This window comes from uncultured Henriciella sp. (assembly GCF_964005855.1).
Taxonomy (GTDB): Bacteria; Pseudomonadota; Alphaproteobacteria; order Caulobacterales; family Hyphomonadaceae; genus Henriciella.
Genome location: NZ_CAXFSW010000002.1, coordinates 253,547 through 269,155, shown reverse-complemented (window position 1 = coordinate 269,155; position 15,609 = coordinate 253,547). Strand labels below are relative to the sequence as shown.

17 protein-coding genes are annotated in these 15,609 nt (G+C 61.0%); 8 read left to right on the top strand and 9 right to left on the bottom strand.

All coding sequences use genetic code 11. The annotated features are described in order from the left end of the window. Window positions 1–98: 98 nt before the first annotated feature. Window positions 99–392 carry a 50S ribosomal protein L28 gene (gene rpmB, locus ABNU55_RS04440; RefSeq protein WP_290752067.1) on the bottom strand — a complete coding sequence of 98 codons (294 nt, stop codon included), beginning with the start codon at window positions 390–392 and terminating at the stop codon, window positions 99–101. A 209-nt stretch (window positions 393–601) separates the two neighbouring features. Between rpmB and ABNU55_RS04435 the strand changes: the two genes are divergently transcribed. Beyond that, entirely contained in the window at window positions 602–1,468 is an 867-nt protein-coding gene (locus ABNU55_RS04435; protein WP_290752070.1) for a DUF3108 domain-containing protein, read from the top strand. 72 nt (window positions 1,469–1,540) lie between these two features. After that, a complete protein-coding gene (locus tag ABNU55_RS04430) occupies window positions 1,541–2,359 on the top strand; it encodes an exodeoxyribonuclease III (protein ID WP_290752073.1) in 819 nt (272 codons plus the stop codon). A gap of 6 nt (window positions 2,360–2,365) precedes the next feature. Here ABNU55_RS04430 and ABNU55_RS04425 read toward each other — a convergent pair whose 3' ends face one another. Then, a complete protein-coding gene (locus ABNU55_RS04425; RefSeq protein WP_290752075.1) occupies window positions 2,366–3,064 on the bottom strand; it encodes a response regulator transcription factor in 699 nt (232 codons plus the stop codon). A gap of 98 nt (window positions 3,065–3,162) precedes the next feature. On the opposite strand from ABNU55_RS04425, the gene ABNU55_RS04420 reads away from it, so the two are divergent. Next, the gene (locus tag ABNU55_RS04420) at window positions 3,163–3,678 is read left to right on the top strand and encodes a L,D-transpeptidase family protein (protein ID WP_290752078.1); all 516 of its coding nucleotides are present in this window, start codon (window positions 3,163–3,165) and stop codon (window positions 3,676–3,678) included. On the opposite strand, the gene ABNU55_RS04415 is transcribed toward ABNU55_RS04420, so the two are convergent. After that, window positions 3,675–4,343: a YggS family pyridoxal phosphate-dependent enzyme gene (locus ABNU55_RS04415; protein ID WP_290752079.1), complete on the bottom strand. Its 669-nt coding sequence runs from the start codon at window positions 4,341–4,343 to the stop codon at window positions 3,675–3,677. The two genes, ABNU55_RS04420 and ABNU55_RS04415, sit on opposite strands and share 4 nt — an antisense overlap. 7 nt (window positions 4,344–4,350) lie before the next feature. Between ABNU55_RS04415 and ABNU55_RS04410 the strand changes: the two genes are divergently transcribed. Next, on the top strand, window positions 4,351–4,953 hold the full coding sequence (locus ABNU55_RS04410) for a thiamine phosphate synthase (RefSeq protein WP_290752081.1): 603 nt from the start codon (window positions 4,351–4,353) through the stop codon (window positions 4,951–4,953). Between the two features lie 12 nt (window positions 4,954–4,965). Here ABNU55_RS04410 and ABNU55_RS04405 read toward each other — a convergent pair whose 3' ends face one another. Then, entirely contained in the window at window positions 4,966–5,406 is a 441-nt protein-coding gene (locus ABNU55_RS04405) for an NtrZ family periplasmic regulatory protein (protein ID WP_290752083.1), read from the bottom strand. Between the two features lie 53 nt (window positions 5,407–5,459). Then, window positions 5,460–6,617 carry a porin gene (locus ABNU55_RS04400; protein ID WP_290752084.1) on the bottom strand — a complete coding sequence of 386 codons (1,158 nt, stop codon included), beginning with the start codon at window positions 6,615–6,617 and terminating at the stop codon, window positions 5,460–5,462. A 116-nt stretch (window positions 6,618–6,733) separates the two neighbouring features. On the opposite strand from ABNU55_RS04400, the gene ABNU55_RS04395 reads away from it, so the two are divergent. The 4 genes from ABNU55_RS04395 to holA are packed head-to-tail and all read left to right on the top strand — an operon-like array spanning window position 6,734 to window position 11,320. Beyond that, window positions 6,734–7,165 (top strand): DUF3576 domain-containing protein, encoded by a 432-nt coding sequence (locus tag ABNU55_RS04395; RefSeq protein WP_290752086.1) that lies wholly within the window; start codon window positions 6,734–6,736, stop codon window positions 7,163–7,165. A gap of 41 nt (window positions 7,166–7,206) precedes the next feature. Further along, window positions 7,207–9,768 carry a leucine--tRNA ligase gene (gene leuS, locus ABNU55_RS04390; RefSeq protein WP_290752089.1) on the top strand — a complete coding sequence of 854 codons (2,562 nt, stop codon included), beginning with the start codon at window positions 7,207–7,209 and terminating at the stop codon, window positions 9,766–9,768. After that, window positions 9,765–10,280 carry a hypothetical protein gene (locus ABNU55_RS04385; RefSeq protein ID WP_290752091.1) on the top strand — a complete coding sequence of 172 codons (516 nt, stop codon included), beginning with the start codon at window positions 9,765–9,767 and terminating at the stop codon, window positions 10,278–10,280. The genes leuS and ABNU55_RS04385 overlap by 4 nt, the downstream gene beginning before the upstream one ends. Beyond that, the gene (gene holA, locus ABNU55_RS04380; RefSeq protein WP_290752093.1) at window positions 10,277–11,320 is read left to right on the top strand and encodes a DNA polymerase III subunit delta; all 1,044 of its coding nucleotides are present in this window, start codon (window positions 10,277–10,279) and stop codon (window positions 11,318–11,320) included. Before ABNU55_RS04385 ends, holA begins: the two co-directional genes overlap by 4 nt. Here holA and ABNU55_RS04375 read toward each other — a convergent pair. Genes ABNU55_RS04375 through mnmG form a run of 4 tightly spaced genes read right to left on the bottom strand, consistent with a single transcriptional unit; the run spans window position 11,317 to window position 15,527 of the window. Next, on the bottom strand, window positions 11,317–12,222 hold the full coding sequence (locus ABNU55_RS04375) for a ParB/RepB/Spo0J family partition protein (protein WP_290752095.1): 906 nt from the start codon (window positions 12,220–12,222) through the stop codon (window positions 11,317–11,319). The genes holA and ABNU55_RS04375 overlap by 4 nt on opposite strands. Beyond that, window positions 12,222–13,043 (bottom strand): ParA family protein, encoded by an 822-nt coding sequence (locus tag ABNU55_RS04370; protein WP_290752097.1) that lies wholly within the window; start codon window positions 13,041–13,043, stop codon window positions 12,222–12,224. The genes ABNU55_RS04375 and ABNU55_RS04370 overlap by 1 nt, the downstream gene beginning before the upstream one ends. After that, a complete protein-coding gene (gene rsmG, locus ABNU55_RS04365; RefSeq protein ID WP_290752099.1) occupies window positions 13,036–13,653 on the bottom strand; it encodes a 16S rRNA (guanine(527)-N(7))-methyltransferase RsmG in 618 nt (205 codons plus the stop codon). Before rsmG ends, ABNU55_RS04370 begins: the two co-directional genes overlap by 8 nt. Then, window positions 13,653–15,527 carry a tRNA uridine-5-carboxymethylaminomethyl(34) synthesis enzyme MnmG gene (mnmG, locus tag ABNU55_RS04360; protein WP_290752101.1) on the bottom strand — a complete coding sequence of 625 codons (1,875 nt, stop codon included), beginning with the start codon at window positions 15,525–15,527 and terminating at the stop codon, window positions 13,653–13,655. Before mnmG ends, rsmG begins: the two co-directional genes overlap by 1 nt. Window positions 15,528–15,609: the final 82 nt, after the last annotated feature.

The window sequence follows — 15,609 nt, the reverse complement described above, 5'->3', positions numbered from 1 at the left end:
TCCCCTTTCTGGCTGACCCATATATCCGCGCAACGCAAACAAAAACGCGCCCCGGGAAGGAGCGCGTTTTCAGAATGTTCAAAGTTCAATCGGGCGTCTTAGGCGCTTGCTTCAGCAGCCTGCTTCTGGATGTCCCGCTTGATCTTCAGCGCTTTCGGGGAAAGCGTGTCGTCCTTCGACTGGGCCAGATAGCCGTCGAGGCCGCCCAGCTTGTCGACCGTGCGCAGCGTCTTTGCGGCAATGCGCAGGGAAACGTTGCGGTCAAGGGCTTCAGAGCGAAGGGTGACGTTGACCAGGTTCGGCAGGAACCGGCGCTTGGTCTTGACGTTCGAGTGGCTCACTTTGTGGCCAATAATCGGCTTGACGCCTGAAAGTTCGCATTGGCGTGCCATGGGGCGCTCGCTTAAATAGTGTTAGATCAAATCCGAAGCGGCGCTCATACGCGCCGGGGGCGCCGACGTCAACCGCCACCCACAGCCCATCGCACAAGGCAGAACAGTGATATAAATGCGGCAAAGCACAGGCGCCCCTGTTCAGCCCGGGTTGAGGTGTGCACATTTATGACCGGCGTGCCGAAATGCCCAACAAGGACCAATCCCTTATGAAGAAGATGATCGCAGCCACCAGTCTCATTGCGCTGACCGCAGCAGGCGCCACCTCTGCCCAGAGCGCCTCTGGCGCCATGGCAACACCGCTGACCGATATCCGTGATGGCGAGCCGATGCGGCTCATCTATGAGGTCAAGGCGACCGCCTGGGCGCTGTTCATCCCGATCACGGGCAAGGCAAATTTCCGAATGGACCTCAAGCCCGACACCTATTCGATCAACGGGAATGTGAAGACCACCGGTCTTGCCGACATTCTGGTTAATTATGACCTTCGCCTGGCCGCCAGCGGCTATGTGAGGGAAGATCATCTCGAACCCTACGCCTATATTTCGCAGAACCGGGACGGGAAGAAGAACCGCCGCGTTGAAATGACTTATGGCAAGGATGATGTCGCCATGACCGCGACGCCGGCCTTCGGCAATCTTGGCGAACCTCCGGCCACACCTGCGCAGAAACTCGAAGCCGCCGATCCCCTCACGGCCTTTCTGGGTCATGCCTTCACCCCGCGCCCCGCAGACGGCAATCCATGCGGCGGCCCGATGAAGATTTTCGACGGCCGCCAGCTCACCCATCTCACTTTCGAGAATGCCGGCCTCAAGGACGTGAAGACTGCCGCCTATCGCGGCAAGGCCTATGAGTGTCACGTCTCCATGGACAAGGTGGCCGGCTATGACGCCGACGAGATCAGCGCCAAGGAAACACTGACCGGGATCGACGGCCCGCTCCGCATGTGGATGGCCCCGCTCGACAATGGCGCCTACATGCCTGTGAAAATCCAGGCCGATACGGATGATATCGGTACGGTCACGCTTCAGGTCTCGAAGCTGCGCTTTGAACCGCTGGATACGGAGTCAAACTAGCGTCCCGGCCGCCCTTCTCGTTTGCCAGCGTCTGCGTTGACCAGCCCGGGCGGCGCGGCTAAGGCCATCGCCATGCCTTCGACCCCGTTCAAGATCACCACCTGGAACATCAATTCGATCCGCCTGCGCGCACCGAATGTCCAGACCTTCCTGAAAGAGGAAGCCTCTGACGTTCTCTGCCTGCAGGAGATCAAGTGCCAGACCGATCAGTTCCCGCAGAAAGCTTTCCGCGAAATCGGCTACAATCACTTTCAGGTGCTCGGCCAGTCCGGCGGCCATCACGGCGTCGCCATTGTGTCACGCCATCCGATTGAACCGGTAGACCCCCATCCACTTTGCCGGGAGGGTCATGCCCGCGTGCAGACTGCGCGCATCAAGGGGGTGGAGATCCACAATATCTACCTGCCCGCAGGCGGCGATGAGCCGGATCCTGAGACCAATGACAAGTTCGCGCACAAGCTGGACTTTCTGGCCTGCATGGCCCGCGATTTTGCGCCGGCAGCGTCTGACAGTTCCCCGCGCCTCCTGGTCGGCGACCTGAATGTGGCGCCGCATGAGAATGATGTCTGGTCGCACAAGCAGCTTCTGAAAATCGTATCGCACACCCCCGCCGAGACCGAGGCACTGGAAAAGGCGCGGAAGGCTGGCGGCTTTACCGACATCGCCCGCGAGCGCCATTCTGACGACCAGAAACTCTATAGCTGGTGGTCCTACCGCGCCAAGGACTGGGCCGCCTCTAACCGTGGGCGCCGTCTGGACCATATCTGGGCCAATGACGCGGCGATGAGCGGCGCGGACCTGGACAGCTATGAGATTCATCTCGCCTGGCGCGGTGGATGGAAACCTTCAGATCACGCGCCTGTCAGCACCACTTTCCACATACAGAAATAAACCCGCTCAGGCCGGGTCGCCCGATTGCAGGCGATAGCCACCGGCCTCGGTCAGAAGAAGGCGCGCATTGGCCGGGTCGGGCTCGATCTTCTGGCGCAGGCGGTACACATGCGTCTCCAGCGTGTGGGTCGTAACAGCCGCGTTGTAGCCCCAGACTTCCGATAGCAACTCATCGCGGGCCACCGGCTTTCCCCCCGCGCGGTAGAGATATTTGAGGATGCTGGTCTCTTTCTCGGTCAGGCGCACCTTGCGGTCGTTTTCCATGACCAGAAGCTTCATCGCCGGCTGGAATTCATAGGGACCCAGCTTGAAGATCGCGTCCTCGCTCTGTTCGAAACTGCGAAGATGCGCCCTCACCCGGGCGAGCAGCACCGAGAAGCGAAAGGGCTTGGTCACATAGTCATTGGCCCCGGACTCCAGGCCGAGAATTGTGTCCGCATCACTATCCTGACCTGTCAGCATGATGATGGGGGCCCGAAGGCCGCGCTGACGCATCAGCTTGCAGGCCTCGCGCCCATCCATGTCCGGCATGTCGACATCAAGAAGAACGAGGTCCAGCCGCTGCGCCTCTGCTGTCTGCAGGGCTTCCGCCGCATTCGCCGCCTCAACGGCTTCGAACCCGTCATGCAGGCTGAACTGTTCGGCGAGCGCGCCGCGAAGCTCGTCATCATCATCGACGAGAAGGATGGTCTTGGTGCTGATCATGGTCTGTGCAGTGGTTGCTGGCTATGGCCCGGGCGCGATACACATAATACCGACTCGCCGTCGAATAACTAGGCGATCACGATTTTGGGAGCGGCCGCATGCCAACACGTTTCCGGGTGACCCCCGACAGGAAGATTTCAGGTCAGGGCCTGACCTTCCAGTGCGCCATCGGGCGCGGCGGTATGCTCGATGCCGACCGCAAGGTGGAAGGCGATGGCGCCTCACCGATCGGTCTCTGGGCGGTCAAGCGGGTCTTCTGGCGGGCCGACAAGTTCGACCGGCCGAGGACAGCCCTGCCGGCGACCCCCCTTCATCCGGACGATGGCTGGTGCGATGCACCCGGCGACCCGCTCTATAATTGCGCCGTCAAACGCCCCTATCCGGCCAGCCATGAGGTCATGTGGCGTGACGATGACCTCTATGACATCGTCGTCCAGCTCAGCCACAACACCGATCCGGTCGTGCCCGGCAAGGGGAGCGCCATATTCATGCATGTCGCAAAACCCGATTACGCCCCAACCGAGGGCTGTATCGCCCTCAGCCTCGACGATCTGCGCCAGCTCCTCGCGCGCTGCGAGAAGGATACGAAGATCGAGATCCTGCGCGCGAGCTAGGCCGTCTCGCGCTCGCCGAAGAAGGCACTGCCGACCCGCACATGCGTCGCACCAAGCTGCGCGCCCAGCACGTAGTCGGCACTCATCCCCATGGAGACCCAGGGCAGACCGGCCGCATCAGCCATCTTCTTCAAGAGCGCAAAGTGCGGCGCGGCCGGCTCATCCACCGGGGGTATGCACATCAGGCCCTTCAGCTCACCTGGATAGGTCTCGCGCGTATAGGCGATGAGATCATCGAGATCGCGCGGCAGCACACCAGACTTCTGCTCTTCCTCGCCCGTATTCACCTGGATGAGGAGGTCCGGATACCGGCCAAGCTTCTCGGCTGCTTCGGACAGGGTGCGCACGATCTTCTTGCGATCCACCGTCTCGATCACGTCGAAGAGGGCAACGGCGTCCTCCGACTTGTTGCTCTGAAGCGGGCCAATGAGATGCAGCCGCAGCCCGTCAATATCTCGACGCGCCTGCCAGTGCTCCTGGGCTTCCTGAACACGGTTTTCGCCAAAGACACGCTGGCCGCAATCGAGCGCGGCCTGCAGCCGCTCATCGGGCTGTTTCTTGGAGACAGCCACAAGCTCGACCTCATGGCTGGCGGCCTCGCTGAGTTCCTTGAGGATCCGCGCGCGGCTGGCTTCTATATCCGGCTCTGTATGGGTGCTAGTCATACCTGCGATGAAGCACGCCCCGGCCCGTTCCCGCAAGTTTCGAAACGCTGCGCGCCGCGCCAGCGCGCACACAGGGCCGCACCTGCCGGGCGGCTTTTTCCTGACAGACCCGGATCGTCTTTATAGCGCGCGCACCATAGCTGCCGGTCTTCCGGAAGGTATAGGCGTGATCATCCGCCACTTCGGACAGGCGGAGGCGATAGGGGAAGCCCGCGCCATTGTCGCCGACGCCAGACGGGCAGGGCGCATCGTTCTCATCGCGGCAGACCCGGCGCTGGCAAAAGAAACCGGCGCCGATGGGGTGCACTGGCCGTTTCGCCTGCAGCGGCAGATGCTGAAGCAACGCCATGAGGGCGGACTTCATACGATGAGCGTACATTCGGCCCATGAAGTCCGGGCCGCCACACGCTGCCGGCCGCACGCGCTGATCTATTCGGCCGTTTTCCCCTCATCCAGCCCCAGCGCCGGAGCGGCCAAGGGCCTCATGCGGTTTGCTGCCATAGCCCGACAGACCCAGTGCCCGGTCTATGCACTCGGCGGAATCACGCACATAAATGCCGAAAGAGCCGCGCAGTTTGGCGGCTTTGCGAGCGTGTCTGGTTTCAGGTGAAAGGCAAAATGCCTAGAATTTGAAGGCCGACCGCAGACGGATACCCGTCTCGATTTCCTCGTTCTGAAGCTGCTGCAGATTGTCGTCCAGCTCCGTCGCGCCCAGCGTCAGGACACCGCCAACACTGATGCGCGGCGTAATGCGGAACTCTGCCCCAGCGCGCATTTCTTCCTTCGCCAGTGGGGACTCTGCAGGACGCGAGGTCAGATCGACGCTCAGCTGCCACCGGTCGCCCTTCACCCAGGCGAGGCGGACTTCCTTGCTGGGCGCGCCTTGCCAGATCGGCGTGGCGTCGGATGGGGAGTTGAGCGTAAACTGGCGGTACCAGTCCGGCTCTGCCTCTTCCGTCTCGGAAACGGTTGGCGGCGACAGCTCAATAGGCTCGGATTGCGCCGCGGCCGGAAGGGCCGTGAACGCACCGAGCGCCGCAAGAGCTGTCAAAGAATATTTCATCTGCCACCTTGTTCTGAGCGGTTACATAATCAGACAGAAACGCGAAATGAATATTAATTCCTGCTCATCCGGAAAAAATCACTGCTGAGTGTGATTTCTACCACAATGCCCGCACCGGACCTTTCGCCTGCCGGAGTATCCAATTTCTCGTCCTGATAAGAAAGCGCGACGTCAAAACCGTCGGAAAGTTCCCGCGCGGCTGCGATATTGAAGCCTTTTGAGGAAAGGCGGGCCAGATTGTCATCGGCTTCTCCATAGCCAAGCGAGACCTCCGTCTCCCCGAAATCCCGCGCGATGCCGGCCTCCCAGGCTTCATAATCACCGCCCTGAAACCCGTTATCGCTGCCCAGCCAGGAAGCGCCGACGGAAAATTCGCTAAACTCGACATTCGCCCCCGCCGACCAGGTCTCCATCCGGCCGCGTGCGCCTGGCGCCGGACTGTCGATCTTGGCGCTGGACCAGCCCAGCGACGCCTCGATCCGCGTGCCGGAGCTGCGCAAAGTGCGGGAAAGATTGGCAGCAACCTCGAAGACATCGCTGAGGCCTGGCTGTTCGCGAAACTGCGACAGGCTCCGGTCAAGATGGCGCCCATCGCCATCCGGGGTGAAGGACGCCCCCGCGCGCAGCCCGAGGATGCGCGGCGTCGCATAGCTGAGCTTTACCGACGGCCCAGTCACGTCGTGATTGGTCCGGTTTATCTTCAGGCCCGTCGGATCGAGATACGGGTTGGAAACACCTGAAAAGACAAGGCTGGTCGGACCGCCTTCGTGAAATCGTGCCGCAACGCCCCGGTCCTTGCCAAGGCGCAGCTCGCCATAGCCGCCATCGGCGACAAGATAGGCTGTCTCCAGACGGCCCCGCGCGCCGGTCTCCTCGTCAGGGGCCAGGCCTGACAAGCCGCTATATCCGCCCGCCAGGGGAGCGCCCGTGTCGAACCGGCCTGCAAATCCCGGCCGGTCCGGATGGTCGCGCTGGCCGCGCAAGGTCAGCCTGGCGCCCAGCACTGTCCCGTTCTTCAGGATGGTTTCCGCCTCGGTGTCCAGCGTGATCTCATAGAGTATGTCCTCCGCGTCGCTGGCGTCTTCATCGAGCAGGCCGATCACGGTCGCCGCTTCGATCTCCGATTCAATATCGAGGGGCAGGGCGGCCGCAGGCAGGGCCAGCAGGGAGGTCCCGCCAAACAGGGCAGTGATGAGGGCGGTTCGTGTCATGGCAATCGGGTCCGGTCGGCTGGTATTGGTCGAGCACATATCAGCACTGGCCCGACGGGTCGCAGATGATATACAGGTCGGCGAACAAAGAAGATATTGCCGACAGGATTCTCGATATGAAGGCTTCCATCAAGATTGCCGCCGCCATGACCGGACTGTTTGCCCTCTCCGGGTGCCTGTTCGGTGGCAATAGCTCTGACCAGAATATCAGTGTGGCTGAAGATTTCGAAGGCGGGGTCAATCCGTATCTCTGGCGTGCCAGCCTCGATACGCTCGACACGCTCCCCCTGATGACGGCCGACCCGATTGGCGGCATCATCAATTATGACTGGAAGTCCTATCCCGGCGCGGAAGGCGAACGGATCCGCGCGACCGTCTACATCCTCGACTCCCGGCTACGGGCTGACGGTGTGAAAGTGTCGGTCTTCCGCCAGGTCCAGGAAAACGGAACATGGACGGATGCGCCGGTCGACCGGGCCACAGGACCCCAGCTGGAGAATGCCATCCTGACCCGGGCACGCGTTCTCAAATCTTCTGAACTCAGCTAGGCGAGCACGCCGGCACATAATCAATTCCAGGAGGGGCGCCCGTGACGTCTCGCTATGATCCGCAGGCTGCGGAAACCCGATGGCGTAAGGCCTGGGCCGATGCAGGGATATTCCGCACCCGGCCACCGTCCGAGGCCAAGGACCAGCCAAAATCCTATGTCCTTGAAATGTTTCCCTATCCCTCAGGGAAACTGCACATGGGACATGTGCGCAATTATGCGATGGGCGACGTCGTCGCCCGTCACCGCCGGGCAAAAGGCCATAATGTGCTTCACCCGATGGGCTGGGACGCTTTTGGCCTGCCGGCGGAGAACGCTGCCATCGAGCGCGGCGTGCATCCGGGCGAGTGGACCTACAAGAATATCGACGCGATGCGCGCCCAGCTGCAGAAGCTCGGCCTGACCCTCGACTGGGACCGCGAATTTGCGACGTGTGACACCGATTATTATGGCGAGCAGCAGCGTCTGTTCCTGAAGCTGCTCGAAGGCGGGCTCGCCTACCGCAAGGCAAGCAAGGTCAATTGGGATCCGGTCGACAATACGGTTCTGGCCAATGAGCAGGTCATTGACGGCAAGGGCTGGCGCACGGGCGCCCCGGTCGAGCAGCGGGAGCTGACCCAGTGGTTCTTCCGGATCACAGCCTATGCGGATGAGCTCCTTGAAGGCATAGAGACGCTGGACAACTGGCCTGAGAAAGTCCGCGTGATGCAGGCCAACTGGATCGGCAAGTCCAAGGGCGCCACCGTTCGTTGGGTTGTGGACGGTGACGACGCACAAGCCAGGTTCGGAAAAGAGATTGAGGTTTATACCACGCGGCCGGACACGCTTTTCGGCGCGAGCTTTCTCGCCCTGGCTCCCGATCATCCCATAACAAAGGCCCTGGCCGAGGACCGCCCGGATATCAAGCAGTTCATGTCTGACGCCGCAAAGATCGGCACGTCGGAAGAGGCCATCGAGAAAGCGCCCAAGCTGGGTATTGATCTTGGTCTCAGGGTTCAGCATCCGTTCAATCCGGAGTGGACCATACCTGTCTGGACGGCGAACTTTGTCCTTTCCGGTTACGGCACGGGCGCGATATTTGGCTCGCCCGCCGGCGACCAGCGCGACCTCGATTTCGCACGAAAGTACGGCCTGCCTGTACAGCCCGTCGTCCTGCCGCCCGATGAAGCGGCGGAAACCTACGAGGTTACTGACACAGCCTATACCGGGCCGGGCACGATCTTTAATTCTGATTTCCTGGATGGCATGGCCACAGACGAGGCCATCAGCGCCGCGATCGAGAAGCTTGAATCTCTTGGCCTCGGCGGAGGCAGCGTGAATTATCGCCTTCGCGACTGGGGCGTCTCGCGCCAGCGCTATTGGGGTTGCCCGATCCCGATCATCCATTGCGCCGCGTGTGGCTCGGTCCCGGTGCCAGAGGCTGATCTGCCGGTAAAACTGCCGGAGGATGTGAGTTTTGACAAACCCGGCAATCCGCTCGCGCATCACCCGACATGGAAAAAGGTCAAATGCCCGGAATGCGGCGGGGATGGCCAGCGTGAAACCGACACGCTCGACACCTTTGTCGATTCCTCCTGGTATTATGCCCGGTTCGCAGGGATCAAGGACCGGGAGGAGCGCGCCTACTGGCTGCCCGTCGACCAGTATATCGGGGGCGTCGAGCACGCTGTGCTTCACCTTCTCTATTCGCGCTTCGTCGCCCGGGCCCTTCATGCTCTGGGAGAGCTGGATCTGCCGGGAGGAGAGCCGTTTCTGGGCCTTTTCACCCAGGGCATGGTCACCCATGAGACCTATCGCACGGCCGATGGAAAATGGGTCGAGCCGGCTGATGTTGACCGCCGCGATGAGGGCCTCTTCCTGAAGGGCAGCGATGAACCGCTAACCGCGGGCCCGATCGAGAAGATGTCGAAATCGAAGAAGAATGTCGTCGACCCGGACGCCATTATTGCGACCTTTGGCGCGGATGTCGCCCGCTGGTTCGTCCTTTCCGACAGTCCGCCCGAACGCGATGTCGAATGGTCCCAGGCCGGGGCGGAAGGTGCCTCCCGTTTCGTTCAGCGTGTCTGGTCGATCTTCGCAGGGCTCGAAGGCACGGCGGCGTCCGGCAAGACCGATCCGACGCCGTTGCTGCGCTTCTCGCACCGGGCTGCCGCGGAGGTGGACAAGGCCATCGCAGAGTTCCGGCTCAACGCGGCCATTGCACTCTGCCACGACTGGGTGAACACGCTCAAAAAGGCGGAATCCTCAGACGCGGAAAACCTCGCCGCCCGGCGCGAAAGTGCGCGCATGCTAGCCCTGTGCCTCACACCCTTCATGCCGCACCTTGCTGAGGAATGCTGGCGCGCGCTCGGACAGGAAGGGTTTGCCTCAGACGCGGCCTGGCCGGTGTCCGACCCGGACCTCATGGTTGAAAACACCATGACCCTGCCCATCCAGGTCAATGGCAAACGCCGCGGCGAAATTGAGGTCGAACGGTCCGCCAGCAAGGACGACATTGAAAGCCTCGCGCTCGCCAGCCCCGACGTCTCCAGCTTCATTGAAGGCAAGGAGATCAAGAAAATCATTGTGGTCCCCGGCCGCATCGTGAATATCGTGGCGTCATGATCCGACTTGCCAGCCTGCTTGCCGCTATCGCGCTCCTTCCCGCCTGTGGGTTTCAGCCGCTTTACGCGGGCAGTGATTTCAGCGGCGTCAATTCGTCCGGGATCCAGATAGCCGAGATTCCGGGCAGGTCGGGCTATATGCTGCGGCGGGAGCTTATGCGCGAATTGTCGGTGGGCCTTCCGAATCTGGAAGAACCTGCGCAGCTGACAATATCACTCTCGGAATCCTATCCGCGGATCGCCCTGTTCCCGGACGGCGGCGTCTCCCGCTCCTATTATGATGGACGTGCCAATTATGTGCTGGCGACGAGCGACTCGACGCTGAACGGATCCGCCGGCGTTCAAGTGCCATTTGCGGCCGCGCCCTCTCCCTTTGCGGACGTCGCGGCCCAGACGCAGTCCGCCGAACAGGGCATGCAGCTGCTCGCCCGCCGGATCGTCGCGGACCTCAGAATCCAGCTGCAAAATGCCGACGACACCGATACGCGGCAACCCGACCCGACGAAGAAATGATCCTGAAAGCCGGACAGGTCTCCAGCCGTTTAGGAAAGTCCGACACATCTCCATGGTGCGCGCTTGTTTTTGGCGACGATGATGGCGTTGTGAATGATCTCGCAGATGAAATTGCGGACGTATGGACCAACAAGGCCAGCGGAGCGGCACGTCAGATCACGCTGGATGACGATGATATACGCCGCGAGCCGCACCTTCTGTCAGACAGGATTGAAACCGGCTCGCTTCTTGGAGAGATCGAAATCGTACGGGTGCGAACCTCGGGCGAGAAGATATCCAAACCGGTTCTCGACCTCATAGCCCGCGCCGATCAGATGTCGGCTGGTTTTGCCAACCGTCTTCTCGTCCTCAATGGCAGCCTGAACAAACGCTCCAAACTTCGAACGACGATAGAACAGTCGAAGTCGGCCGCGGCGATCCAGGTCTATTCGGATACCACTGAAAGTCTGAAATCCATTGTGCGGGACAAGCTCGCCGCCTTCGATGTGGAGATTGCCCCTGAGGCGCTGGAGGATTTCGTCGGTCTCCTGCCGGGGCATAGAGGACTTGCCAATCAGGAAACCGAAAAGCTTGCCCTCTATGGCAAGGGGCTCGGCCGGCCACTCTCGGTCAGTGACGTGCGCGAGGTTTGCCGGACCGATGCCGAGGACAGCGTCCGCGATCTGGCCCAGGCCGCCCTCAGCGGCGAGCCAAACCGCACCCAGGCAGAATATGAACGCGTCATCGAAAGCGGCACGACGACAATCAGCGTGCTTCGCGTGCTTGAGATGGAGATCCGGCGCCTCCTCCAGGCGCGCGGTCTACTCGGAACGGGCGGTGATATCGGCAAAAGACTGCGCCCGCCGGTCTGGGGCTCCGAATGGCCCGGTTTCAGAGCCCGGCTCGATCTCTGGTCGGCGACCTCGTTGACACGGCTGCTGTCTGCTGTCCACGACATGGAAATGCAGGCGAAGACAGCCGGCGCGGCAAGCGATCCGGCCCTGCGGCTGCTTCTACTTGATATCGTGCGGTCTGCGGCCGTTCGCCGAAAGCAGGTCTAGCGCTTCGCAGTCAGCCGGCGACACAGGTCGTCCAGCTGCTCTAGGTCACTGTATTTAATACGGATTTCGCCCTTATCGCCTTTGTGGCGGATATCGACATCAAGGCCAAGCGCCCGGCCGAGGTCGGCCTCAAGCGCCTCTGTATCGACATCCTTCTCCGCCCGGCGTACCCGGCCGGCGACGGCCTCGACGCTCCCATCATCCTTGGCCGAGCGTGAAAGTTTCTCGACCTCGCGCACGCTGAGCCCCTTGGTCACCGCCATCGCGATGACCGCGTCAGGATCCGGTGCCCCCAGCGCCGCGCGCGCATGGCCGGCAGAAATGCGGCCTTCGCGCAGATGGTTGCGCGCAACCTCTGAAAGGTTGAGCAATCTCAATGTATTAGCGATGTGCGCCCGGCTTTTTCCAACGCTTTCGGCAAGGCCTTCCTGCGTGCGGCCAAAACGCTTCATCAGCGCGCCATAGGCCTCGGCCTCTTCAATCGGGTTGAGATCTGTCCGCTGGACGTTCTCGATGATACCGATCTCGAGAAGCTCCAGCTCATCCATCTGGCGGATTGTGGCCGGAATCTCGGTCAGCCCCGCCTGTTTTGCCGCCCGCCAGCGGCGTTCACCGGCGACGATCTGATACTTCCCGCCGCTCTTCGGGTCCGGGCGCACCAGAATAGACTGAAGCACACCCTTCGCCCGGATGGATTCGGCCAGCTCCGCAAGGTCGGCCTCCGCGAAATAGCGGCGCGGCTGCTGCGGGTTTGGACGAATATCGCTGATCGCGATGGTCGACGCGTCGGTCTTTGCCTCCGGGTCGCGGCTTTCATAGCTGGAGGCCCCTTCGACCTCACCGATCAAGGCGGAGAGGCCGCGGCCCAGGCGGCTCGGCTTCTGCTTCGGATCACCAGACATCAGGCTGGCTCCATCGCGCGGGCGCGCTCTCTCTGCAGCACCTCAGAAGCGAGCCGGATATAAGCCTCACTCCCGGGACAACGATAATCATAGAGCAGGGCGGGTTTGCCGAAACTCGGCGCCTCGGACAAACGTACGTTGCGCGGGATCACGGTTTTATAGACCTTTGAACCCAGAACCTCACGTACCTCATCAGCCACCTGGTCGGACAGGTTGTTGCGCCGGTCATACATGGTGAGCACGATGCCCTGAATCTCAAGGTCCGGATTGAGACCGGAGCGCACAACTTCCACCGTCCGCAGCAACTGGCTAAGCCCCTCAAGTGCCAGGAACTCACACTGGAGTGGCACAAGCAGCGCATCCGCGGCTGTCATGGCGTTGATCGTCAGCGAGGAAAGCGAAGGCGGGCAGTCAATCAGGATGAAATCATACCGCTTGTCCGGGTCATTGGCGTACTTTTCCACATGGCCACGAATAGCATCCCGCAAACGATAGGAGCGCCGCGCCTCATCAGCGAGTTCGGTCTCCACACCAGAGAGGTTTTCGTCCCCAGGTACGATTTCAAGACGCGGGACGAGAGTTGGAAGGATCGCCTCTTCAAGCGGCAAGGCGTCGACAACCACGTCATAGCTGGTCAGCTTCCGGTCGGCCCGGCTGATGCCAAGTCCGGTGGAGGCGTTGCCCTGCGCATCGAAATCCACAACAAGGACGCGGCGGCCCACAGCGGCGAGCGCCGTGCCGAGATTGATTGACGTTGTGGTCTTGCCCACGCCGCCTTTCTGGTTCGCGATAGCCAGGATCCGGGTACCAGTCTTAGACACGGTGGGCCTCCTCGATCTTGAGTATGATCCCGGCCGGGTTGGTTCGACTCGGGATCGCTTCATGCCTCAAAGTCCAGTAATCTGAGGCATCCGTCAATTCTTCCTGCCACCGTTCGCCCTTGAAAAACAGCCCCGTCGCGCCACGTGAAATCCACGGATATGCGTAACTAAGGAGACGGGGCAGGGGGGCGAGCGCCCTCGCTGTAATAAAATCAACGCGTTCCGGAGGCGCAGACTCGATCCGCGCGTTGATGACCTTTGCCGGGAGCTTCAGATCGGCGATGACGGTCTGGAGAAATGCACACTTTTTTGCGGTCGACTCCACCATGGTCACGTCGCCGCCACGCGTCGCTGCCTCACAAGCGAGCACGAGACCGGGAAACCCGGCCCCAGATCCGATATCGACAATCCTCTTTTCCGGCCCCGTCAGCGCAATCATTTGCGCGCTGTCGATGATGTGGCGCGTCCAGATCTGCTCCATCTCACGCGGCCCGATCAAATTCATCCGCTGGCGCCACTCATCCAGTAGCGCGACAAGCCGCTCGAGCCGCTCGAATGTTTCACGTGAAACACCCAGCTGGCTGAGTTCGTTTTCAATATCTTTCTGCATCACCCAACCGAACGCAGCTTCTGGCTACGCTTTACATGAGAGAGAAGAGCGATGAGCGCGCCCGGAGTCACGCCTTCAATGCGCGAGGCCTGGCCAATCGTCGAGGGACGGATGGTTTCCAGCTTGGAGCGGGCCTCATTGGAAAGCCCGCCGACCCGCGCATAATCGAAGTCCTTCGGAATCTCGACTGCTTCGTCACGGCGTAAGGCCTCAACGTCGGCGCGCTGGCGTTCGATATAGCCCGAATAGATCGCTTCGATCCCAAGCTGGGTCTTTGTCGGCTGATCCAGATCTTGAAGTTCGGGAAAGGCGGTCTCGATCTCAGCAAAACCAATATCTGGGTATGCCAGATAATCCCAGGCGCTCCGCTTCTGGCCGTCCTGATTGATCTTCCAGCCCTGTTTAGCCGCCTCGTTTGGCGTGAGGGCAAGCGACTGCAGAACATCGCGCCCGCGAGAGAGCTTCTTATGTTTCACGTGAAACATCTCTTTTCTGGACCCATGCACAAGTCCAGTCTCGATACCCTTCGGCGTAAGCCTCTGGTCGGCATTGTCGGCGCGTAGGGCCAGACGGTATTCGGCGCGCGAGGTAAACATCCGATAGGGCTCGGTGACTCCATGTGTTGTCAGATCATCGACGAGCACCCCGATATAGGCCTCAGCACGATCGAACTCGACGGGTGAATGGCCCGCAGACGCCCGGGCCGCATTCATGCCAGCAACAAGCCCCTGAGCGCCCGCCTCTTCATAGCCCGTTGTCCCATTAATCTGGCCGGCCAGATAAAGCCCGCCGAGTGCCTTGACTTCCAGGCTGCGGTAGAGCGCGCGCGGATCAACATAATCATACTCAATGGCATAACCGGGCTGGATGATCCGGACATCTTCCAGACCCTCAATTGTGCGGATAAATGCCTCCTGCACATCTACGGGCAGGGAGGTCGAAATGCCGTTCGGGTAGACCGTGTCATCGTCCAGCCCCTCGGGCTCCAGAAAGATCTGGTGGCGATCCTTGTCCGCGAACCGGTGAACCTTGTCCTCGATGGACGGGCAATAGCGTGGACCCTTACCGGCAATCGCACCGGAATAGACCGCCGACTTGTCGAGGTTCTCCGCGATGATGCGGTGGGTCTCTGCATTCGTATAGGTGATCCCGCACGCGACCTGGGGCACATCAACGCTTTCGTTCAGAAACGAAAAGGGCACCGGGCGCTCATCTGCAGGCTGTTTTTCCAGCCGGTCCCAGGCAATTGTCTTGCCGTCGAGGCGGGCAGGCGTGCCGGTCTTCAGCCGCCCCATCGGCAGATCAAGCGCATAAAGCCTCTCGGCAAGACCGATCGCCGGCGCTTCACCAACGCGGCCGGCTTCGACTCTTTCGGTGCCGCGATGAATGATGCCGCGCAGAAAAGTGCCCGTTGTGATGACAACACAACGCGAAGACCAGCTCTCGCCCGAAAGTCCAACGACACCGGCAACATGACCGTCCTGAACAAGAAGATCGTCAACGCCATCTTCAATGATGGTCAGGTTCGGGTAGTCGGCTAGCTCCGCCTGCATCGCTTCGCGATAGAGTTTGCGATCAATCTGCGCACGCGGACCCCAGACGGCGGGACCCTTCGACCTGTTCAGAAGCCTGTACTGGATGCCGGCCTTGTCAGCGATCCGGCCCATGAGGCCATCGAGCGCGTCAATCTCACGTACAAGGTGACCTTTTCCCAGGCCGCCAATAGCCGGGTTGCACGACATCTCGCCGATGGTCGCCTTCTTGTGGGTGACGAGCGCGGTTCTTGCGCCCACTCGCGCGGACGCCGCCGCAGCCTCGCAACCGGCATGGCCGCCGCCAACCACAATGACATCGAAATCTTTTGCTGAGGGCATATTACCTCGCAGGCCTGACTATCTTACTTGTCTGAATGTCAGCGCCTATACCTTATCCGGGGGATAAAACACAGGGGCGCGA